Raw genomic sequence first — 21,540 nt, forward strand, 5'->3', positions numbered from 1 at the left:
CAAAAACACGGGCAGACCACTTTCTATGGAGTTATGCACGATCATCCAATTGCCCCTGAGTGATATCCAAAGACCAAAGCCCAGCATTCAGTATAATTTGAGAGTGGGTAAGGATTACTTTGTTTTGGAACATAGGACCATCCAATACAAATGTATGGTATTCCCCGTATTCACCCATAACACAAACATCCATATTCTGAATATCGTTAAAAAAATGCCAGTCCAAAAACCGGCCTGCCCATGTTTGGTCAAAATGCTTTTCAGAAGCACGGCAGACGATTGCTGAAAAACCAAGCTCAATAAATTCCTCAAGAAGCTTATGGGCCTTATCTTTTGCAATCCAGATTGGAAATAAAGGCTCGAGTTCCGCTTTGCGGGCCACTTGCTCATTCCATTTTCTGTCTTCTTCCGCATATAAACTTCCGAAAATTATTTCCTCTATGCCATATTGGAGTTTTAAATCTTTAAGCGCCGAGATTAAGGAGCTTTCATAGTGATCTGCGGAGTCCACTAAAATTAAAGGCAGACTTAAAGCCTCGGCCTGCAATTTTAAGATCCCCAATTTTATTCCATGGGCATGATTACGCTCATCACGTATTGATACCATTGATAATAAACAAACGATATTCTTGTTTTCCTTTACAGCATGGTATAAAGCTAGTGAGCTGTCTTTTCCTCCGCTCCAGCACACGGCAGCTTTTTTTCCTTTAACCTTCTTCAAAGCTCTCCCCGCCTTTTATGGTTCCCCTCTTTTATAGATGCAGTTAAATTCATTCGCTGTTTATCCAGTGTACCACAATCAACTTTTAACTCTTTTATGAAAAAAGCAGACCCTGAATACCAGGATCTGCTTTTATAAACTTGATAAATACTGAATTGAAGCCTTACTGCTATCCTTGCTCGTCATTTACCAATTCTGCCATCTCCTGCCTGGATAACTGATACTTCTTATGCTCCAGTCCCCATTTATTCATGGCCTTAAGAAAGGGAGTAGTCGTTTTTCCGTAAGGGGTCAAGCGGTATTCAACTTTAGGAGGAACTTTTTGATAATCAATCCTCTCTACCAGCCCATCCTCAATCAGCTTGCTCAGTTCACGGGACAGGATCCGGGAGGAGATATTGCCATTAATTGCGCGTCGCAATTCATTGAATCGCAGTTTGTGAGTATGGAGAAGTTCCCATAAGATCAGCCCTTTCCATTTTCCGCACACGACTTCGAGAGAGGTGTCTATTCCTGTTTCATAATCCCTCACCTGATTCACCTCGGTTTGTTTGATAGTTTATGCCTTGCTTTGTTTATCAATTGCTTTTTGATACCCTTCCATTATTCCTTGAGCATATACTTTGTTTAGTACGGTCATCGTCTGAGGAATGATTTCGTCGTCAGCAGTATCGGAAATTTGGTTTAATAAGTCTACCAATTCCAGGAACTCTTCAGAGAGTGGAAAGATAGGTTTAATGTTATTCCTCATGTTATCACCTTCCTAATTAGTTCGGAAAACATTTCTGATATAATTCTATTGCGTTTTCTTTATAACGACAAGTACTTACAAAATTGTAACTATAAAAAAATGACAAATTAGAAAAACATGAAAGAAACGTAATTTTATGAATTAATTCACGTTCATTAACTCCTTTCTTATGGCCTCTATGTGAAAGCTTGATGCTCTAAAAACTTTTGGAGGAAGAAAACTATATTTAAAAAATGAAAGCTGGAATAAGTCCGTATTTTTGTATTGTTTCGAGTTGCGTATATTCGTAAATCGGATTAGTTCTCTATCCATTGCATATCCTGTATAATTATAGGAACTTTCAGGCAATGGAGGAACAATCCGTGAGAACCATTCTATCTTATGTTTATACATATAAATCCCCAGCCGTCATCGCTTTGCTGCTCATGCTTGTAGAGCTGGCCGTTGAATTGCTGCAGCCGCTGCTGATGGGGAGGATCATTGACGAAGGAATTCTAAATCAGGACTTTACTTATGTCTCGGTTTGGGGCTCCGTGCTCATAGGGCTTTCCTTACTAGCCTTTACCGCTGGAATTACGAATTCATTTTTCGCAGCGAAAGCCAGTCAGGGAGTCGGATTTGACCTGAGACGAGATCTCTTTAAAAAAGTACAAAGGTTTACTAATGAAAACTTTCAGTCCTTTTCCACTCCGGGTTTGATTACTAGAATGACAAATGACGTGACCCAGATCCAAAACCTGCTGTTCATGTTTGTCAGGATTGCTTTGAGAGCTCCATTATTTATTATTTTTGCCATGGTGATGGCTTTTTCAATTAACGTGAAGCTTGCAGCAATTCTCGTGGTTACTGTCCCTGCCTTGCTGTTGTTTTTAATATGGGTGCTGTCTAAAGGGATCCGGCTTTTTAAAGATGTACAAAATAAGCTCGACCGAGTGAATACAGTGATCCGTGAGAACTTGACCGGCATCCGCCTCATTAAAGGGTTTAACCGTGGGTCTTATGAAGAATCCAGGTTCCAGCAGGTAAACGAGTCATTAATGGACAAAAACAAGCGTGCATTATGGCTGATGGAACTCGCTATGCCTACAATTATGCTCGGCATGAATATCGTCATCCTCGTAGTGATATGGGCTGGTGCAGCCCAACTGCAAAATGGCGGAGCAAGACCTGGAGAAGTTGTTGCTATGGTGAATTACGCTACGCGGATCATGTTCACCTTCTCAGCATTCACCTTCCTTATCCTCGTTTTTTCCCGCGGAAATGCTTCTGCTGGGAGATTAAGCGACGTACTTCAAGAACGTACACCGGCCTACTTGGAAAAGCAGGGTAAAGATGTAAAGCTTTCTGGCAGCATCCGTTTCGAAGAGGCAGGCTTTGCCCACCATTCTGTAGACGTACTTAAAGGGATAAGCTTTGAAGCAAGCGGTGGGGATACCGTTGGAATTATAGGCGAAACAGGTGCTGGAAAGACGGCTCTCTTAAACCTTATACCCCGTCTTTATGAAAAGAAATCAGGGAAGATTTATTTGGATAATTGGGAGATTAGTGAAATTGATGTGAAATCACTAAGACAACAAATAAGTCTTGTCCCTCAGGAAGTCCATCTTTTTTCGGGAAGTGTTAAAGAAAACATTGCCTGGGGAAAAGAAGACGCAACGGAGAAAGAGATTGTTCAAGCCGCCAAAGCCGCTCAAATTCATAACTTTATCAGGACTTTACCCAATGGATATGATACGCGGCTTGCTCAAAAGGGAGTGACCTTTTCCGGAGGACAGAAACAGCGTATTTCTATAGCGCGGGCTTTAATTAGAGAGCCGAAAATACTTATCCTGGATGACAGTACAAGTGCCCTGGATGCTCAAACAGAAGAACGGTTATTAAAAGCACTAAAAGAACTGCAGTGTACGGTATTTATGGTCGCTCAAAAAATCAGTTCATTAAAAGCAGCCGATACAATTTTAGTACTTAAAAAAGGGGAAATTATCGCCAGGGGAAGTCATGAAGAGTTATTGATGAACAGTGAAACCTATCAAGAAGTCTATCAATCCCAATCGCAAAAAGAGGATGTGAGCGGCCATGGCTGAAGTTAACAAGACGAATCGTACGCCAATCAGGCGCCATCAGGGATTCGGAACGGCGCCTCCGAAAGTAGACGATATCCGTTCAACTTTAAAGCGAATTTGGACATATATGGCAAGTGAAAAGAAGCTGTTCTTCATAGTTCTTGGATTTATTATTGCCAGTTCAGGTCTGTCGCTTCTAGCGCCCTACATACTCGGCCTTACGGTAGACAAAGTCATTGCTGACCCTGCTGCTGATACTTTAGGGAAGATGCTTACGTTTTTGTTTGGAATTTATTTTTTTCAAGCGGTATGTTTGTGGCTGCAAAATTATTGGATGATTAGTATTGCACAAAACACAGTCTTTGATATGAGGAGCCACTTATTCTCACATTTACAAAAGCTTCCGATCTTATTTTTTCAAGAAAATCAACAAGGCGAATTAATGAGCAGACTGACTAACGATGTGGATAATGTCAGCAGAACTTTGAACAACGCTGTCATTCAATTTGTGACGAGCGTTTTGACGATTACGGGTACGATCGTAATCATGCTCTGGCTGAGTCCTTTGCTCACTCTATTGACGCTTACAATTGTTCCTGGCATGTACTTTGGGATGAAGTGGATTACAAAACGGACAGGGCGCTACTTTAAAGAACAGCAAAAAAATCTGGGCGTCGTCAATGGTTACGTGGAAGAAATGTTTTCTGGTCAAACGATCGTTTCCATGTTTTCCAGAGAAGAACGAGTTATGGAAGACTTTGAAGAAAAAAATGATGCTTTAAGAGAGTCAGGGTATTGGGCTCAGGTCTATACGGGTTTTATTCCTAAGCTGATGAATATGCTGAACAACGTGAGCTTTGCAATCATCGTAGGGGCAGGCGGGCTGCTTGCATTGAATGGAGCGGTGTCTATTGGAGTGATCGTAACGTTCACCACTTATTCGCGGCAATTTACCCGCCCGCTCAATGATCTTGCAAACCAGTTTAATATGATCCTTTCTGCAGTTGCAGGAGCCGAGCGTGTCTTCCAAATCATTGATGAGAAGGAAGAAAAAGAGGATGAATCTGAAGCGGCAGCGATAACTGGCATGAAAGGGAAGATAGAATTTAAGGATGTACATTTTTCGTATGAGAGTGGACAAGAGACGCTGAACCATATTAACTTTACCGCTGAACCAGGGGAGACCGTAGCATTGGTAGGACCGACAGGAGCAGGGAAAACGACGATCATTTCATTATTATCCAGGTTCTATGATGTCAACTCAGGAGAAATTCTTGTGGATGGCAGAAGTATTAAACAAATCACAAGAACCAGCTTGCGGAGCCAGATGGGGGTAGTTCTCCAGGACTCCACCATGTTTCATACAACAATTAGAGAAAATATAAGATATGGACGGCTGAAAGCATCGGATGAAGAGGTAGAGCACGCTGCCAAAGCTGCTCATGCTCATGAATTTATTATCAACCTGACCCAAGGGTATGATACGGTCCTTGATTCTGATGGGAAAGGGGTCAGCCATGGACAGAGACAGCTTTTATCAATTGCACGAGCAATGCTTGCAGACCCTGCGCTTTTAATTCTGGACGAAGCGACAAGCAGTATTGACACAGTGACAGAAATGAAAATTAACGACGCACTTTCAAAGCTGATGAAAAAGAGAACGAGTTTCGTAATTGCTCACCGGCTCAACACCATTCGATCGGCCGATATCATCATTGTGCTTCGTCAAGGGGAAATAGTTGAGAAAGGAAGCCATGAGCAGCTTCTTAAGAAAGGTGGCTTTTATGCGGAGCTTGTAGCAGCCCAACGTGCAGAAAACGAGGCTACGATGTAAACACATAAAAGTGACTCATCCTTGTGGCTGTCGGTGTGATGATACGTACCTCCTTTATTTATCGAAAACTGTGGAGAGAATTCTCCCCAGTTTTTTTATGTTGAAATGCTGACAAGGTCTAAACCATTTAAAGATGATGAACATACGATAAGAGTAAAAGGGGGTGAAGGGATGTCAAGCGAAAGAGATTATATCCGCTGGACAGATGTCCCTTATGCAGGGGAGAGTGTACCGCCGACTATTTCGGGAGGGGTAGAACCAACGGCTGGGAATTGGCGGACGTATTTTATTAAGCATAGCAAAAGGCATGGTTTTGAAAAGCTGGATGGCCGACCAATCCGCTTAGCGATTCGTGATCCTAAAACGATTGATTGGCGCGAGCAGCTGAAGGTAGTCCAGAAAACGTTGAAAAACTTAACAGAACGTCAAAAGAAAATTGCAGCTTATTGGGGGTCTGGACCACCTTCAAAACAGTGGATCCCGATAGTAGATCGTTTGATTGATACCTATAGCGTGGAAGCTCCTCGAGCTGCCCGGATATTGGCTGGCTTATTTGCTGGGATCAATGATGCCTTTGTAGTTTGCTGGCATTTGAAATATAAATGGCTGGTTGCGCGCCCTAATCAGTATGACCGCCATCTTGCTACGTATTTATGCACACCAAACCATCCGACCTATCCTTCGGGCCATGCTACTGTTGCAGGGGCTGCAGAAGTCATATTAAGCTACTTCTTTCCAGCAGAAAGAAGAAAGCTCCAGCAGCTAGCGGAAGAATGTGCGAATTCAAGGCTTTATGCAGGCGTTCACTTTCCAGCCGACAATGAACAGGGACTAAGGCTTGGAAGGCAGATAGGAAGGATTGTTACGGAACAATTAAAAGAAGACAGGGCTGATGGTCATCCGTTAGACCGTCCATTTGAATTGTATAGGAATGCTGAGCTATTACCGGAAGATTACGAACAGGTCATACCTTATGATTATCCTGATAACTGTCCGTCACTGTTATTGGGAAGAGACGACGAAGAATCCGAAACGGACTGGCCGGACCCAAAGTTATTTTACTAAACGAACCTTTCTTATAGATCGAGGCTAGTGGGTGAGTAAGGCAAAGTAGAAAGGACTACATGATCAGAATTCAACTTCCTTTCTGATTATTAGCAAGCAAAAGAAGCTGTGAGGTCCACAGATTTCAGGCTGTCGAAAAGTCTCAGCAGCTTGATTTTTTGCCTCAATCAAGAAAAGCACGACAACATGAAATGGAAATCGGAACGATTGAAGAACTAGTGTTAGAAAAAAAGAACTGTATGCGCTGCTTTACTGCTGTTTGCGTGGAAAAGAAAAAGTAAAGGAACAGGCGCTGATGACAGCTGCCTGTCAGAACATGAAAAAGATTGTCCTCCATCTAGCTAGGGTGAGATAGGTGAAGGAAGTCTTTTTTCTGTCTTTAAAGAATACCAAGGAACGAGGTCCCTTCCACTCCTGCGGAAGAACGAGTGAGCCGAGACCGCCGAGCGTGGGTTTCGCGAGGAAGCTCGGGCGCTCGTCCGCGGAATGGGAAGGTGCAATCGCTCCTGGCGGTAAGGAAACTTGTAGAAAACACGAGGTTTCTCTACAAGCTGAAAGCTGTGGAGTCGACAGCTTTTTTATTAGATAAAATGGGTCATTGATCATTCCAAATAACTTAAAATAGAAAAGTTACATTTTCCCGCAATAGCATTAGACTGAAAAACGGCTTAATAGTTTTTCCAGCTCTTGCGAGGAATTGTTTAATTGTACAATGGAATGCGAGATCTCCTCTGCAAATGAAAGCTGCTGGCCTGAAGAAGCGGAAACGTGATTCATTTGGCTTTTGGATTCCTTAGCACTGGAAGTGGATTCTTTTAAAGAGTACAGGACATCCTGAGAGTTTGTATAGATATCATTTGAGGAGTGGGATACTCCTTTCATATTACTCGTAATATTCTTAATTAAAGCATAGATTTGGTCAAACTTTTTCCCGGATTTATTGATGTTGGTAATCCCTTGCTCTGTTTTACGTAACACTACACTCATGAGTTCTGAGGATTGTTGAACATCATTCTGAATGGATCCGATTACTTCTGTAATTTCTTCTGCAGACAGTCTTGACTTCTCCGCTAAATCCTTCACCTCATTTGCGACTACTGAAAAACCTTTTCCATGTACTCCTGCCCGGCTTGCTTCAATCGTGGCATTTAACGCTAGTAAATTAGTCTGCTTAGATATTTTATTGATAATTTCCACAAAGGAAGAGATTTCATTCGATCGTTTTTCCAGCTCTTGAATAACTTCAGAAAATTTCTGTACCGATTGGGAAATTTCATTCATGTCATTGTCAGTCGTAACGATTAAAGAATTTCCGTCTTCAGCTTCGTCTGTTGCCAAGCTGGATTGTTCAAAAACGAAATTCGACTTGTCTTTAATCTGTTCCACTTCTGCTAATATCCTATGGAATTTTTCATGATTCTTTTCATTTTGCGAAAGCTGCTGTTCTACACCTTCATTGACTTGTTCAATTGCAGTTGAAACGTGGGAAGTAGACCGATAGATTTCCTCTGCACCTTTGTTAAGTTCTGCTGAAAAATGAGACACGTGATTAGCTGTTTCGTGCGATTGCTGAATGATTTCCTTTAAATGGTCTATCATTGAGTTTAAAGAATTCTGCAAACTTCCAATCTCATCTTTCGAGCTGATTTTGACCTTTTCTGAACCTAAATCTCCTTCTGAAATACGGTCAGTTAATGCAGACAGCTGGATAATAGGTTTCACAATCATTTTAGAAAAAAACCAATACAAAAGACCTAGAGAAGCAATGAGAATAAGTGATGAAAGAATCGAAGAAACAATAACCTTCTGAAAGCTTCCAGATGAACTTAGCTCGATGGCGTCGTTTTGATTTTTCGTTTCCTCAATCATTTTACTGAAGTCAGCGAAGATAGCATTGGATTTGTTTTCAAGCTCTTGTTGGGACTCTTCCATTCCACTCTGGTTATAGGTAATGATTTGAGGAATTAATCCAGTTAAAATAATTGTCTTCATTTCTTCATGGTTTGTTTTAATACTGTTTATGTAGGAGGCCTGTGACTTGGCGAGTGGATTCGATTCCAGAGCAGAAATCAGCTGTTCAAATTCCTTTTCAGCACTCTTATACTCGTTGACAAACGAATCATCCTGGTTAATCGCAAACCGGTTTAGCAAAAGGGTCTCCTTTTGGAAAAAGGACTGAATATTAGACAGCTGCGAAATATAATTCGAACTGCTTTTTAAGGCATTCACATCTTCTTTAAGAGATTGGATCTGATAAATAATTAATAGAAAACTCAACGTTGAAACAAGCAGAATAGGTAAAAACATAAGCAGTACCTTCTTCTTTAGGTTCAGCTTAGTGAATAGCTTAAGTTGGTTTAGGTATTTTGCATTATTAAGACGCGGCAGGTTTGTTATGCTTCCTTTTAACCGATTGATTATGGCATTGATCATGAAGTCTCCCCCTTGTTTGTAGTTACTAAGTCCCGTACATATGCTACCAAATTCCTGTTAAGGGGAAGTAAAGATACATGATATTTTTGTTAAATTTTACGGCAAGTAAAAAACACACGTGCTGGACGTGTGTTTTTTATAATTCTTTATCTGTTGGCATAATGATCGCCGCTGCAATATAAACAAGCAGTGTGAAGCCGCTTGTTACAATAACAGAGAGAACAAATATGATTCGGAGGAGGCTTGCATCAAGATTATACAGCTCGCTGATTCCTCCCAGCACTCCTGTAAGCTGGTGGTTGCTCGTTGACTTATAAAGCTTTTTCATAAAATAAACACTCCTTTACATGCCCTTTGTTTACTTAGGAAATTGTAGTCCCCAAAGGCAGCGTGTATGTCACTTTTTTGGGCTATTCCCGTTCTCTTTGCTTTTTATGTTTACTTTTCCGGAAAAAAATACGGCACCTCCACCCATATCTGCTATCCGATCGGGCGTCAGCGCATTGACCGGCGCTTTCGGCCATAATCCCTGGCATACGAGAACTCCTTCCAATACATGATCACCGACATCTGCAGGGAGCTCACACATTCCACGATCATTCCAGACAATTACCGAATCTCCACTTTCAATGCCTTCCCGCGCTGCGTCCTTGTTATGAATGAACAGCTTGGGCTCTTTTTCAAGCTGCTGGTGTTTTTCCTGACTTGAGAAAGTAGAATTCAGAAAGCTGTGATTCGGACCAGGTATGAAGGTATATTCATAGCCTTCTTCCGTTTGGTTTGGAACATAAGTGGGAAGAGGAGGAAGTCCGTCTTTTTCCATCGTTTCAGAGTAGAGCTCTATTTTTCCGCTGGGTGTCGGTAAACGGCCTATAGGCATCGAGCCTTCCCTCTTAGCAAAGTGGTCTTCTTTGAGCTTTGTCCATAAATCCTCCGTAAAATAAGGGTTCTCCGGGTTATTTAACGCTGAATAGATTAAATCCTCATCCTTTTCAAACAAAGCAGGTTCTTTATACCCCATACCTTCTGCCAGCAGACGAAAAACCTCAGCATTTGATTTGCTTTGCCCATAACCAGGTATGACAGGCGCTTGAAGATGAAGGTAATGGTGCCAGTATGATGTGTACAAATCCATATTTTCAAAAGAAGATGTTGCGGGTAGAACAATATCAGCGTAGCGCGCACTTTCCGTTAAAAATAGATCGTGGACAACAGTAAATAAATCCTCCCGTTCTAGTCCTTTCACGACATTATTCGTATCTGGAGTAACTACGGCCGGGTTACTATTATAAATAAACAACGATTTAATTGGCGGTTCGGCACTTAACAAAGCTTTTCCCAAAGTATTCATATTAATCGAGCGAACCTCATGGTCTGGCCGAAGATGATCTGCTTGAAGAGCGGATTCATTTAATTGCATGTAACCTAAATTTGATTTAATTGCACCTCCGCCTTTATGTTTCCACTGACCGGTAATCGCAGGAAGGCAGGCGATGGTCCTGACACACATGCCTCCATTATCATGATGCTGAATGCCGTTGCCAATTCGAATGAAAGCAGGAGAGGTTTCTCCGTAAAGCTCCGCTAAGCGGTAAAGGTCTTCAATAGGAACTCCAGTAATGGCAGACACTCTTTCCGGCGGGTAATCTTTGACGTGGTCCCTCAGCTCTTGGTGTCCTTTAGTGAAGGAATGAAGAAACTGATCATCCTGCAGATTCTTTCTGAACAATACGTGCATAAGCCCTAAGGCAAGAGCAGCATCGGTTCCCGGTTTTACGGGAATAAACCAGTCTGCAAAGCGTCCGGTCTTATTTTTATGTACATCGATGGTCACGATGGTCGCTCCATTTTTTCTGGCTTTTTGAGCAAGAGCTACTTGATGCATATTGGTACTAACCGCGTTTATCCCCCAAAAAATGATGAGCTTTGAGTGGATCGTTTCTTCAGGATCTGTACCAAACCCGCCGCCCATCGTATAGGTGTATCCTGCAGCTCCTGCTGAAGAGCAGATCGTACGCTCCAATTGACTGGCCCCTAAGCGATTAAAAAAGCGACGGTCCATCCCTTCTGCATTCACTCGGCCCATATTCCCGTAAAAACCGTGCGGCAAAATGCTTTCAGCACCGTAATTCTTACTGAGATCCTTCCAACGACCAGTGATCGTTGAAATGGCTTCCTTCCACGTTACTGGCTGAAAGCGGGCTTCTCCTTTTTTGCCGATTCTCTTAAGTGGGCAGGTGAGTCGTTCTTCATCATATAATCGTTCTGTCATATGACGGACTTTATTGCAGATGCTCCCTTGGGTTACGGGGTGGCCGGGGTCTCCTTCTACTTTTGTGATTTTTCCATTTTCTTTATGGATGAGAAGACCGCACTGGTCGGGACAATCCAATGAACAAACGGAAGGGAAAACTCCATTACGTTCATTTTTGTAGTCATTCATAAATAAGCAACCCCCTTGCCTTAACGCAGTTTTATTCATGGTATCATATGATGCAAGCGATAAGATTAAGTAGTTGCCTGATTCTCATTTGTTTGATTTTGTTTCCCATTTTCAGATGGGGTGTTTTTCTTTCGAATCCGGTTTTTAATAGAGAGGCCGGCCCATACGAATAAAGGAAGGACTAAACCATGGGTCAAAGCATATGGAAACCACGTATTTTTTACGAATGTTTCGTAGTAAGCCACGTTAGGATAAGCAATGATAGAAAGAACGATGATTCCTATTCCAATCGGAAACAGTAAGGGACGGTGATTCTCCATTTTTAGAAATTGAGCAATTCCTACGGTGCAGGCATAGTAAAGGATTGTAAGCTTAAAAAAAATGGTGAGCATCCAAATAATCGCGACAATAATTTCCAAACCTTCTAGAAAACCTGCAATGTTAATTTTCTCTGCAATTACATAACTTGGATAATTATTGATGGACGTAAGATCGCTGCCGAGCACAAGAATACTCAATAATGTGATAGCAACCAGAACCCCGCCTCCCAATAAAACACCGAGAAGCCAACCATGAATGGCTTTTTTTCTTTCTTTCACGTAAGGGAAAATCATTAGTAAAATGATCATTTCTAATAGCGGAGTTCCTATTACAACCGTTGAAGCCCCTAAAACAGGTGTCAAACCTTCCCCAAGCATAGGCTGAAGATTATCTACTTTGATTTGCGGAGATACAGCGGCTAATAAAAAGCAAAATAACAGGATGATCCATGGTACAAATATTTCAGAGGTCCGCCCGATCGCTTCAATTCCAAGCCAAGCTCCCCAAATTACAACGAGAAGAAACAGGATATGTGTAAACTGCAGCGGTGTATCCGGAATGATTTGTGTCGTCATAAAATCGCCGATATTCCGCAGCACTAATGCCGCCAGAATATAGATGAATGAAAGGTAAAAGAAACAGAGGATACGCCCGAAAAAACCGCCGAACGTCTCTATTACTCCTTGAACGAAAGTCTTTCCTTTCATCATTGAACCAATTTTGCTATAGAAGAGCATCAGCAGCAACCCGATGAGTATAGAAAGGATAACAGACATCCACGCGTCCTGCTTCGCCTGGGCTGTAGCCGGGGTGGGAATAATGAGGATGGAACTGCCTATGGTGTACATCATCACAAGAAACATAAACTGGCGGGGGCTGATCGTTTGATTGTCCATCAGTAATCCTTCTTTCTTTCATCGTTTATAATCCGATCCAGGATAAAGTAGTTGAATAAATCGCTTCAATGTAATCGAGCGGGTTAATTAATTGATAGCCTCGGCTTTCTATTACGGCTGCGATCGTAGAGGGAACTAGGATGATGGCAACGTACCAAATTTCCCGTTTTTTTCTTTTATTCTTTTTAAGCAAACGAAATTCAAAATAAAAAATGGCAGCCCCGATCATTACTATGGCTATACTTGCCCACATAAGCATTATCCTTTCCGGTCTAATGGCTGATTAATTTTCCCTGAACGTCTGATTTTTGCTTTTGCCTTTACTTTCACTTCAACATTTTTAAATTCTTCCTCCCAATTATTTTCAACCGATTTCCAATATTTATGTTCCTTACGGTTAATCAGACTGCCAAAGCCGAAAATATCGCTGTCGTATTTTTCCTGTGTTGATTTAATCGTTTGTTTGACCATTTTTTCAATCTCTCCTTCGACTTCACGGTTGATTTTCTCCAGAGTCTTAGGATTGGTTAGATCGATATTACAATCGACATCGCCAATGTTTCCTTCGGTTTCAATAGTCATGGTAACGACTGGACGTCCGTTTTCCATTTTGACGTCTTTGGATGCCTGGCTTCTCAGGATTTCGATGCTTAACGAGCCACTCGATTTTTCACACGGATGGGTGACAATCGAACTGTTCATATTGCCATTTGCATAATTAAAGCCAAGGCTCTCATCTTCTGTTAACCAGCCGGTTAATTTGTCGCCTTTGAAGACTGCAAGACCGTTAATCTCTAATTTCGTAGGTGCATCGACGTTTTCAACGTTTGAAATATTCGTTCCGATGTCTTCATTACCTAAAAATACGATCCCAGACATCACCGGATCTTGTCCTTTGCTGCGGATCGTTGCGATGACTTCATCAATGGAAACCGATTTTGAAACACCCCAGTTTTTTTCAACATTATCAATGGAGTTCATAATTTTATTGGCCGGTATCTTTTCATAGGGGGTGATAATACTTAATATGTCTTCTACGGAAGCGTTTTTCGCTACAGTCACGTAGAAGGAGGTCCGAAATCCATGATCCCGGTATAATAAATCCATGGCTTGCATCACTCCCTCTTCAGCAATTTTATCGCCGAAAATAAGCAGTCTCAGCTGGGAGAGGTACATTTGCCTTGGAGATTTAGTCGTCATCCTACGGAATGCCTCAAATAATGTTTTTCCCGTTGTCGTATAAGTAGACACCGGCGGTCGTGTTGTTGGGGCATCGGTGGCGATTTCTGACGGATTAATAACCTGTACGGAAAGCATATACTCGCCATCATCATTTTTATCGATGCCAAGTGAGACAGCAATGGCTAATTCATCAAGCTCCCGGCTGTTCCAGCACCCGGTTAATAAGAACACACAAGCGATGAACATACATATCAGCTGACATTTTTTCCTCCACATCATTTATTTCTCCTTAGAAGTTGAATTCGTCCGTTTTTCATTGTATTGAACCATGCTGCTAGGACGAGAAAGTAAGCCCCAGTGTGGAAAGCGGATGAGCACATCCTTTTGGTCTTTCGGTATAAACGGAGCAAAAGGGGACATGTACGCTTTTCCAAACGACTGCAGGCTGCATAAATGTAAGACCATAGCGAGCAGTCCTAATATGACACCGTAAAGTCCAAAGGTTGCGGCAAGAATCATAAAGCCAAACCTAAGAATTCGGATGGAAATCGCCATATTATAAGCTGGAAAAACAAAACTGCTGATCGCGGTTAAGGCTACAACGATAACCATTGCGGCAGATACAAGTCCCGCTTGTACAGCTGCTTGTCCGATTACGAGGGCACCGACGATGGAAACCGCAGAACCTACGTTTTTTGGTAGACGGACCCCGGCTTCCCTGAGGATTTCAAAGGTAACCTCCATAATGATCGCTTCCACAAAAGCTGGAAAAGGAACGCCCTCCTGCTGAGCTGCTAAGCTGACTAATAAAGGTGCCGGGATCATTTCCTGGTGGTAAGTTGTAAAAGCAATGTATAAAGACGGCATAAATAAAGCGATCGAAAAGCAGAACAGCCGTAATAAACGAATGAGTGTACTGATATCTGCTCTTTGGTAATAATCTTCACTGGATTGCATAAAATTGACGAATAAAGCAGGCACAAGCAGAACGTCTGGTGTCCCATCTGTGATAATCGCGATGCGTCCTTCTAACAGTCCCCCTGCAATGGCATCTGGTTTTTCAGAATAATAAATCGTAGGAAAAGGCGAGTATTGTGCGTCTTGAATATATTCTTCCAGGTAACCGCTTTCCAGTACTCCATCTATTCGAATGTCATCGATGCGCTTGTGAACTTCTTGGACGACTTGTTTTTCTGCAATTCCTTCTACATACACGATGGCGACATCTGTATTCGTCACTTCCCCGACCGTTTTAGCATCAATGCGCAAGTGAGGACTGCGGATTTTTCTTCTTAATAACGCTGTGTTCGTTCTTAAAGTTTCTGTAAAGGCTTCTTTAGGGCCGCGAATCACGCTTTCTGATGTTGTCTCCTGAACGCCGCGGTCTCTCCAGCCTTTTGTACTTGCAGATAAGGCTTGAGTCTGGTGATCTACGAGGAGGATCGTTTCTCCTGCCAGTACTTTTTGCAGCAGGTTATCCATCGAATTGACTTCGCTCAGTTCTCCAATGGGGAGCGAAGTATCTTTGATGGTCGTGTATAAGTGCCGAATGGTTGGACGTTTATCGGGAAGCTCAAGCATTAAAGCTTCCATAATGAAATCATGCACGGTATCTTTGTTGACCATCCCGTCAATAAATAAAACTGCACATTCAGTTTTTCCTAAAGCAAAGGTGCGCAGCACTAAGTCTGAGCTGTTTCCGAGGATATGTTTTAAATAGACAAGGTTTTTTTCGATTCGGGGATATATAGGGACGGGCTCACTGACTTTAAGCTTCAACGGCTGTTTCGATTGTTTTTCTTTGCCTGCCACTCTGTTCATCTCCTTCTGCTCAGACTTTGTAGTTAGGTTGCACGATTTAAAGGTTTTTATGAAAATTGGTGGGCAGGCAGAGATAATCGCCTTTTTATAAATTTACATAGAAGTGGTACAATAGCATTAGAGAAAATTTTTTATTGAGATGAGGGGATGACAATGGAAGAAAGATTGAAGGAATTACAGGATCGTGTGCCGGAACGCCATAAGGACCTTGCTAAATACACCGAGCATGTATTTGAAGCGGTGAATAAGGTAATTAACGAGCACCGGAGAGTTACAGCCTTAAATGCCACAGCCGGCATCAAGCCAGATGGGGAAGAAGAGCGGAATTTTTACAGGCATATGAACCAGTTGAAACAGATTATGCTCGCTGAACTGGAAAAAACGGTGGAAGATATAGAGCATAAAGGCTACAAAAACTGGGAGAAACACTATGAAGATGGAGTAGACAAATAGGAAAAAGAATCCCTGCCCAAAAGGACAGGGTTATTTTTATGTTAATTTAATATATCCTCGATCGCGTCCAGCTCATCACGCTGAAAATCAAGCTTTTCAAGAGCGGCCACATTTTCTTCGATTTGACTGACACGGCTTGCCCCTATTAAAACAGAAGTCAGCCTGCCCTGGTGCAGCGCCCAGGCAAGTGCCATTTGGGCAAGGCTCTGACCTCTATCTGCTGCCATCGTATTCAATTGCTGCAGCTTTTGCACAACCTCCGGAGTTACTTCACTTTCATCCAGAGCCCCAGTTGATTTTGCAGCTCGTGAATTTTCAGGAATTCCGGACAAGTATTTGTTCGTTAACAGGCCTTGAGCCAAAGGACAGAAAGCAATAGAACCGATTCCGTTTTCCTCGAGCGCATCTTGCAGGCCATCCTCTATCCAGCGGTCAAACATCGAATATTTCGGCTGATGGATAAGAATAGGTGTCCCGAGCCGCTCAGCAATTTCTGCCGCCTCTCTTGTCTGGGGGGCACTATAGCTCGAAATTCCTGCATACAAAGCTTTTCCCTGACGCACGATCTGGTCCAGCGCTCCTATCGTTTCTTCCATTGGGGTGTCAGGATCCGGCCGGTGGGAATAAAAAATATCCACATAATCAAGCCCCATGCGTTTGAGACTTTGATCAAGACTAGCGATTAAGTATTTTTTTGATCCCCATTCTCCATAGGGACCGTCCCACATTCGATAGCCCGCTTTTGAAGAAATAATCAGTTCGTCCCGGTATGGAGCAAAGTCTTTTTTTAACAGTGAACCGAACATTTCCTCAGCTGATCCTGGCGGGGGACCGTAATTGTTGGCAAGGTCGAAATGAGTGATCCCCAAATCAAACGCCCGCCTGAGCATGGATCTGCCGTTCTCGTATGTATCTACTCCCCCGAAATTGTGCCACAGCCCTAATGAAATTGCCGGTAAAAGCAGGCCTGATCGTCCACATCGATTGTATTGCATCCGATCGTATCTTTCTTTATGTGCTTGATAAGTCATCCGTCACTCTCCTTAATGATTGATTCGAAAGCCTTTTCAAAAAGTGGATTCATTGATATAACTAAATCAACGAGCACCTCCTTTGTTAGAAAACTCTGTCTATTTATTATCTTACATAAGGTTTAAACGATTAAACAGTCATATGCCTGAAAGTTCATGAAAGGGGAGAGTGGATGAGCAGATATAAAGTAGTGCTTGCCGGCTGCGGAAGCATGGCAAACACCTGGATCGACTATACCGATCAACGGAATGATGTAGACATTGTAGGGCTTGTAGATGTGAACCTTAAGACAGCAAAAGCGTTCGCTGAAATGAGAAAGGCCGATGTTCCTGTCTTTACTAAGCTGAGGGAGGCAATTGAACAAGTACAACCGGATATCGTTTTTGATGTGACCATCCCGGCAGCTCATAAACAGGTGGTAACGACTGCATTGGAAGCAGGGTGTCACGTATTTGGAGAAAAACCTATGGCAGAATCTTTTGAGGATGCGCAATCATTAGTAGAGACAGCTGAAAGAACAGGCAAAAGCTATTCCGTCATGCAGAATCGCAGATACTTAAAAACGATTCGTGCTTTGAAGGAATTGCTTTCAAATAATGAAATCGGAGAGACAGGATCCATCAACGCTGACTTTTTTTTAGCTCCGCGATTCGGAGGTTTCCGCGAAGAGATGGCAAGCCCTTTAATTATGGATATGGCCATCCATACGTTTGATCAGGCACGTTTTATTACCGGTGCGGATGCGGTCTCTGTTTACTGCCACGAATATAATCCGCCTGGTTCCTGGTATGAAGGCAATGCTTCGGCTGTTTGTATTTTTGAAATGAGCAATGGGGCAGTGTTCACTTATAGAGGCTCATGGAGTGCCATTGGCATGCCTACCTCCTGGGAAGCAGAATGGCGGATCACGGGAAGTCGTGGTAGTGCATGCTGGGATGGGAGTGGTCTTCCGGCTTATGAAGTCATGGATGAAACAGCATCCGAGGATTTTTTAGTGCCTGTACAGAAAAAGGAGAGCTATCCGGATTGGAGCGGCTTTGAAGGACATTGGGGTTGTCTGGACGAAATGTTTTCAGCGATTGAAGAAAAACGCAGGGCTGAAACGGACTGCCGAGACAACATTAAAAGCATGCAAATGGTATTTGCCGCGATGGAAAGTGCAAAGTTAAGCAAGAAGATAAGGCTATAAGTTGAGACCCCGGATTCCAGGAAGGGACCGGGGTGTATATTAAATTCACATTTACTCCATTAAGAAATTGTTCTCTACGGTAGCTTCCGTAATTTCTACTATTTTTCTATCTTTATAATAATCCTGTTTTGAAAAAGGGTCTTCTTCTACGTAATGGTTTGCTTCTTCGACAGAGGCTGCCTCAATAATCATGAGAGCTGTACCATCTGCACAAGGACCGCAGAAGGGAAGAACACCTTTTTTCTTTAGTTTTTTTAAATGGTTTACATGATCGTTTATCAGTTGATCTGTCATAAGTGAGGGTTGTTTATTAAACAGATGGACGACAAATTTTTTCATCTTACTCCTCCTTTAATCCTTTCTTAAAGAGAATCATATCGACAGCTTGAATCCCATTTTCGAAAATCGGCTCAGGGTATTGAAGAAAAAAACCTTTACGAATTTCAGCAAATTGAAATCCAGCCTTTTGATAAAAGGCAAGGTTTTCGATACTTGAATTTGCAGTGCCTGCGATCATTTCTGTCATTTTTTTATTTTTATACAGGTGACAGGCTTGATGAAGCACGGTTTTGCCTAACCCTCTACTGCGATATTCAGGAAGAATTCCGATGTTTTTTAACTCGACGACATGATGATCGAAGTAAGTGAATAAACAAACGCCTGCTACCTTTCCTTTAAAGATGATCTCATAAAGATCCCCTGTATCCATATATTCTTTAACCATTTCTTCACTTTCGTCTCCGATTAAAAGCAGTGGCAGAAAATCACTTCGATCCTGCACTTCTCGGAGAAAGATCTCCTTTTGATCTGGCAATGAAAACTCTCCTCACGTACTTTGAGTGTACTGTAATTTTACACGACTTTGTTTACAAAAGGGTAAGGAAATGAATCGTTTTTTTAAAGTAAAAACTTCAAGAGAGGTTATGCTAAATACAACAAGCGCGATGTTGTGACGGCGAAAACTCCTGTTATCGTTTAACGGGGAGTATGGTAACATGAAACTAGAAAAAGATATCTGAATGGCTGTTTTTTTTCAGTACAAGGAGTAGTGAAATGATGGATCAACAAGAGAAAATGCATGATTTAATCGGGGTTGGAATAGGGCCGTTTAATTTGTCCTTGTCAGCTTTGCTTGACGAAATCGAAGATGTCAGCAAGGTTTTTTTCGAACAGAAGGAGCAATTTAATTGGCATCCAGGGATGTTAATTGAAGGTACAAAAATGCAAGTGCCGTTTATTGCGGATCTTGTAACGATGGCTGACCCTACCAACAAATACAGTTTTCTTAACTACATCAGTAAAAATGACAGAATGTATCAATTTTATTTTCTTCAGCGGCTCGACATCCCGCGCAGGGAATACAACGATTACTGTCAGTGGGTGGCAAACCAGCTTGAGAGCTGCCGGTTTAACCACAGGGTTACCGATATCAGGCATATAAAAGATAATGGAGAATATTTCGAAGTGGCTGTTCATGATCTTGCTAAAGATGAAACGTCTGTCTATCGGGCAAGGAATCTCGTCATGGGGACGGGGAGTGTACCGGTCATGCCTAAGTCGTTTAGAGGGCTTCCTAAACAGGATGTCTTTCATACAGCTGATTTCCTTCCTAATCAGGAGCGCTGCCGGGCGGCGAATTCTGTAACCGTTGTCGGTTCAGGACAAAGTGCGGCGGAGACTTTCCGTGAGCTTTTGAAGGAACAGCGGGATTGCGGATTCCGTTTAGATTGGATTACTCGTTCAGCGGGCTTTGCCTCGATGGAAGAATCCAAACTCAGCCTTGAACACTTTTCCCCGGATTATGTGAATTACTTTTATCAACTGCCTCAGCACCAGAAAGAGGAAATCTTTGCGAATCAAGGGCTTTATTATAAAGGCATCAGCAACCATACGATTAACGATATTTATAACTTGCTGTATGAGTATTCGATTGGTCAGGAAGAACTGCAAGTCGGCTTACAGGTACTCAGTGAGGTAAGAGATATTCAGCCTAAGAATGAGGGTAACGGCTATGAACTTACGTGTTATCATTGGCAAAAGAAAGAAGAATTTACACATGAAAGTGATATTGTCATAGCAGCCACCGGGTATAAGCCTTACGTGCCGGACTTTGTCCATCACCTTGAAGACTTCCTGGAATGGGATGATGACGGCCGCTACAAAGTGACGTCAGATTACCGTTTAAAGAAACAGAAAACGACAGAGAATGAGATTTATGTGCATAGCGGCATTTCCCATACACACGGGGTAGGCTCTACCAATTTAGGACTCTCTGTTCACCGTAATAAGGTGATCATTAATCATTTATTAGGGCGGGAAGTCTATCCACTTCCAAAACAAAGCATCTTCCAGTCCTTTACTGTTTAAAAAAGCTCAGCGATCTTCGCTGGCTTTTTTTGCTTATTACTTTTTAACGAATGGGTTCCAATCATGATTTTGGTAGTACGGTTACGGCTGTTGGAATACAAAATTTATTTAAGGTTTACTTATGAGAAGGAAAAGGAGAGGTTGATATTGCCGGATCAATTTTATTTCATTAACGCGTTTGCAAAAGCTGAGTTCATGGGAAACCCTGCCGTTATCGTCATATTGGAAAGTAACCGGTCGGATGAATGGCTGCAAAAGACTGCCGCAGAATTTAACCAGCCGATCACCTCTTTTTTAATAAAGGAAGAAAACGATTATCAGCTTCGCTGGTTTACGCCTGTGAAGGAATTAACCCTATGCGGCCATGGCACGTTAGGAGCAGCATTTGTCTTATGGAATGATGGCTTTCATTCGAGACAGGAACCGATCTATTTTCAAACCAAGGGCGGAAAACTAAAAGCCGGACTAAGGGAGGGTCAGGTTATCCTTACCCTTGATCTTAAACCAGTCCGTGAAGTGGAAGTCACGCCTGAGCTTAAACAGGTGGTCGATTATCCGATTCACAAAGCGGCATGGGCAGGAGACCGTTACATCATTGAGTTTGAGAAGGAAGAAATGGTCTACCGGGCGCGGCCGATTATAGAGACGGTAGAGGAGTTGAAGGGGGCTGGTCTTGTTATTACAAGCAAAGGGAAACCACCGTATGATTTTATCTCCCGTTATTTTGCCCCAAGCTCGGCATTACAGAAGATTTCGTCACTGGCTCTGCCCATTGTGCTTTAGCTTCCTATTGGAGTGAGAAACTGAACAAGCGGGAGTTTTATGCTTATCAGGCTTCTGAACGTGGTGGTGTATTAAATCTGCAAATAATCGGAAAGCAATTGGAAGTTGCAGGAATATGCCAGCCTATTGCAAATGGAGAACTTGCCATTTAACCGAGCGGGACCTCCTGTAGTGTAGCCGGAATAA

At 42.4% G+C, this 21,540-nt stretch carries 19 protein-coding genes and 1 pseudogene; 7 read left to right on the forward strand and 13 right to left on the reverse strand.

The features are described from left to right. Positions 1 to 31: 31 nt before the first annotated feature. From MUN89_RS03930 to MUN89_RS03940, 3 genes are all read right to left on the reverse strand, one after another. Positions 32 to 721, reverse strand: coding sequence for a Dph6-related ATP pyrophosphatase (locus MUN89_RS03930; RefSeq protein ID WP_244711583.1), 690 nt, complete (start codon positions 719 to 721; stop codon positions 32 to 34). Between the two features lie 169 nt (positions 722 to 890). Beyond that, positions 891 to 1,253: a winged helix-turn-helix transcriptional regulator gene (locus MUN89_RS03935; protein ID WP_244711584.1), complete on the reverse strand. Its 363-nt coding sequence runs from the start codon at positions 1,251 to 1,253 to the stop codon at positions 891 to 893. Positions 1,254 to 1,280: 27 nt separating this feature from the next. Next, positions 1,281 to 1,472: a hypothetical protein gene (locus MUN89_RS03940; protein WP_244711586.1), complete on the reverse strand. Its 192-nt coding sequence runs from the start codon at positions 1,470 to 1,472 to the stop codon at positions 1,281 to 1,283. Positions 1,473 to 1,834: 362 nt separating this feature from the next. On the opposite strand from MUN89_RS03940, the gene MUN89_RS03945 reads away from it, so the two are divergent. The 3 genes from MUN89_RS03945 (at position 1,835) to MUN89_RS03955 (ending at position 6,434) form a co-directional block, all read left to right on the forward strand. Beyond that, entirely contained in the window at positions 1,835 to 3,556 is a 1,722-nt protein-coding gene (locus tag MUN89_RS03945) for an ABC transporter ATP-binding protein (protein WP_244711588.1), read from the forward strand. Continuing rightward, the gene (locus tag MUN89_RS03950; RefSeq protein WP_244711590.1) at positions 3,549 to 5,369 is read left to right on the forward strand and encodes an ABC transporter ATP-binding protein; all 1,821 of its coding nucleotides are present in this window, start codon (positions 3,549 to 3,551) and stop codon (positions 5,367 to 5,369) included. The genes MUN89_RS03945 and MUN89_RS03950 overlap by 8 nt, the downstream gene beginning before the upstream one ends. Before the next feature lie 171 nt (positions 5,370 to 5,540). Then, on the forward strand, positions 5,541 to 6,434 hold the full coding sequence (locus MUN89_RS03955; protein WP_244711592.1) for a vanadium-dependent haloperoxidase: 894 nt from the start codon (positions 5,541 to 5,543) through the stop codon (positions 6,432 to 6,434). A gap of 651 nt (positions 6,435 to 7,085) precedes the next feature. Here the strand turns inward: MUN89_RS03955 and MUN89_RS03960 are convergent. The 7 genes from MUN89_RS03960 to MUN89_RS03990 all read right to left on the reverse strand — a co-directional run bounded on the left by MUN89_RS03960 (position 7,086) and on the right by MUN89_RS03990 (position 15,530). Then, complete coding sequence (locus tag MUN89_RS03960; protein WP_244711594.1) at positions 7,086 to 8,867, reverse strand: methyl-accepting chemotaxis protein; 1,782 nt, start codon at positions 8,865 to 8,867, stop codon at positions 7,086 to 7,088. 136 nt (positions 8,868 to 9,003) lie between these two features. Continuing rightward, on the reverse strand, positions 9,004 to 9,195 hold the full coding sequence (locus tag MUN89_RS03965; protein WP_244711596.1) for a PspC domain-containing protein: 192 nt from the start codon (positions 9,193 to 9,195) through the stop codon (positions 9,004 to 9,006). Positions 9,196 to 9,264: 69 nt separating this feature from the next. Further along, positions 9,265 to 11,310 (reverse strand): molybdopterin-dependent oxidoreductase, encoded by a 2,046-nt coding sequence (locus MUN89_RS03970; RefSeq protein WP_244711597.1) that lies wholly within the window; start codon positions 11,308 to 11,310, stop codon positions 9,265 to 9,267. A 65-nt stretch (positions 11,311 to 11,375) separates the two neighbouring features. Then, positions 11,376 to 12,527, reverse strand: a complete 1,152-nt coding sequence (locus tag MUN89_RS03975; RefSeq protein WP_244711599.1) for a GerAB/ArcD/ProY family transporter — start codon at positions 12,525 to 12,527, stop codon at positions 11,376 to 11,378. 25 nt (positions 12,528 to 12,552) lie between these two features. Then, positions 12,553 to 12,780: a hypothetical protein gene (locus tag MUN89_RS03980; RefSeq protein WP_244711601.1), complete on the reverse strand. Its 228-nt coding sequence runs from the start codon at positions 12,778 to 12,780 to the stop codon at positions 12,553 to 12,555. A 5-nt stretch (positions 12,781 to 12,785) separates the two neighbouring features. Beyond that, positions 12,786 to 13,988 (reverse strand): Ger(x)C family spore germination protein, encoded by a 1,203-nt coding sequence (locus tag MUN89_RS03985; RefSeq protein WP_244711603.1) that lies wholly within the window; start codon positions 13,986 to 13,988, stop codon positions 12,786 to 12,788. Beyond that, on the reverse strand, positions 13,989 to 15,530 hold the full coding sequence (locus MUN89_RS03990) for a spore germination protein (RefSeq protein ID WP_244711605.1): 1,542 nt from the start codon (positions 15,528 to 15,530) through the stop codon (positions 13,989 to 13,991). Between the two features lie 153 nt (positions 15,531 to 15,683). Here MUN89_RS03990 and MUN89_RS03995 point away from each other — a divergent pair, with 153 nt between their 5' ends. After that, complete coding sequence (locus MUN89_RS03995) at positions 15,684 to 15,983, forward strand: hypothetical protein (protein ID WP_244711607.1); 300 nt, start codon at positions 15,684 to 15,686, stop codon at positions 15,981 to 15,983. A gap of 41 nt (positions 15,984 to 16,024) precedes the next feature. On the opposite strand, the gene mgrA is transcribed toward MUN89_RS03995, so the two are convergent. Next, on the reverse strand, positions 16,025 to 17,014 hold the full coding sequence (mgrA, locus tag MUN89_RS04000; RefSeq protein ID WP_244711609.1) for an L-glyceraldehyde 3-phosphate reductase: 990 nt from the start codon (positions 17,012 to 17,014) through the stop codon (positions 16,025 to 16,027). Between the two features lie 173 nt (positions 17,015 to 17,187). Here mgrA and MUN89_RS04005 point away from each other — a divergent pair, with 173 nt between their 5' ends. Next, positions 17,188 to 18,204: a Gfo/Idh/MocA family protein gene (locus MUN89_RS04005; protein WP_244711610.1), complete on the forward strand. Its 1,017-nt coding sequence runs from the start codon at positions 17,188 to 17,190 to the stop codon at positions 18,202 to 18,204. A gap of 51 nt (positions 18,205 to 18,255) precedes the next feature. Here MUN89_RS04005 and MUN89_RS04010 read toward each other — a convergent pair whose 3' ends face one another. Beyond that, positions 18,256 to 18,543, reverse strand: coding sequence for a YciI family protein (locus MUN89_RS04010; protein ID WP_244711612.1), 288 nt, complete (start codon positions 18,541 to 18,543; stop codon positions 18,256 to 18,258). Position 18,544: 1 nt separating this feature from the next. Continuing rightward, the gene (locus tag MUN89_RS04015) at positions 18,545 to 19,018 is read right to left on the reverse strand and encodes a GNAT family N-acetyltransferase (RefSeq protein ID WP_244711614.1); all 474 of its coding nucleotides are present in this window, start codon (positions 19,016 to 19,018) and stop codon (positions 18,545 to 18,547) included. 239 nt (positions 19,019 to 19,257) lie between these two features. Here MUN89_RS04015 and MUN89_RS04020 point away from each other — a divergent pair, with 239 nt between their 5' ends. Together MUN89_RS04020 and MUN89_RS04025 are read left to right on the forward strand one after the other, a co-directional pair. Continuing rightward, the gene (locus tag MUN89_RS04020; protein WP_244711616.1) at positions 19,258 to 20,571 is read left to right on the forward strand and encodes a lysine N(6)-hydroxylase/L-ornithine N(5)-oxygenase family protein; all 1,314 of its coding nucleotides are present in this window, start codon (positions 19,258 to 19,260) and stop codon (positions 20,569 to 20,571) included. Between the two features lie 63 nt (positions 20,572 to 20,634). Beyond that, a pseudogene (locus MUN89_RS04025) lies at positions 20,635 to 21,506 on the forward strand (PhzF family phenazine biosynthesis protein). Positions 21,507 to 21,540: the final 34 nt, after the last annotated feature.

The organism is Halobacillus salinarum (genome assembly GCF_022919095.1).
Classification (GTDB): domain Bacteria; phylum Bacillota; class Bacilli; order Bacillales; family Halobacillaceae; genus Halobacillus_B; species Halobacillus_B salinarum.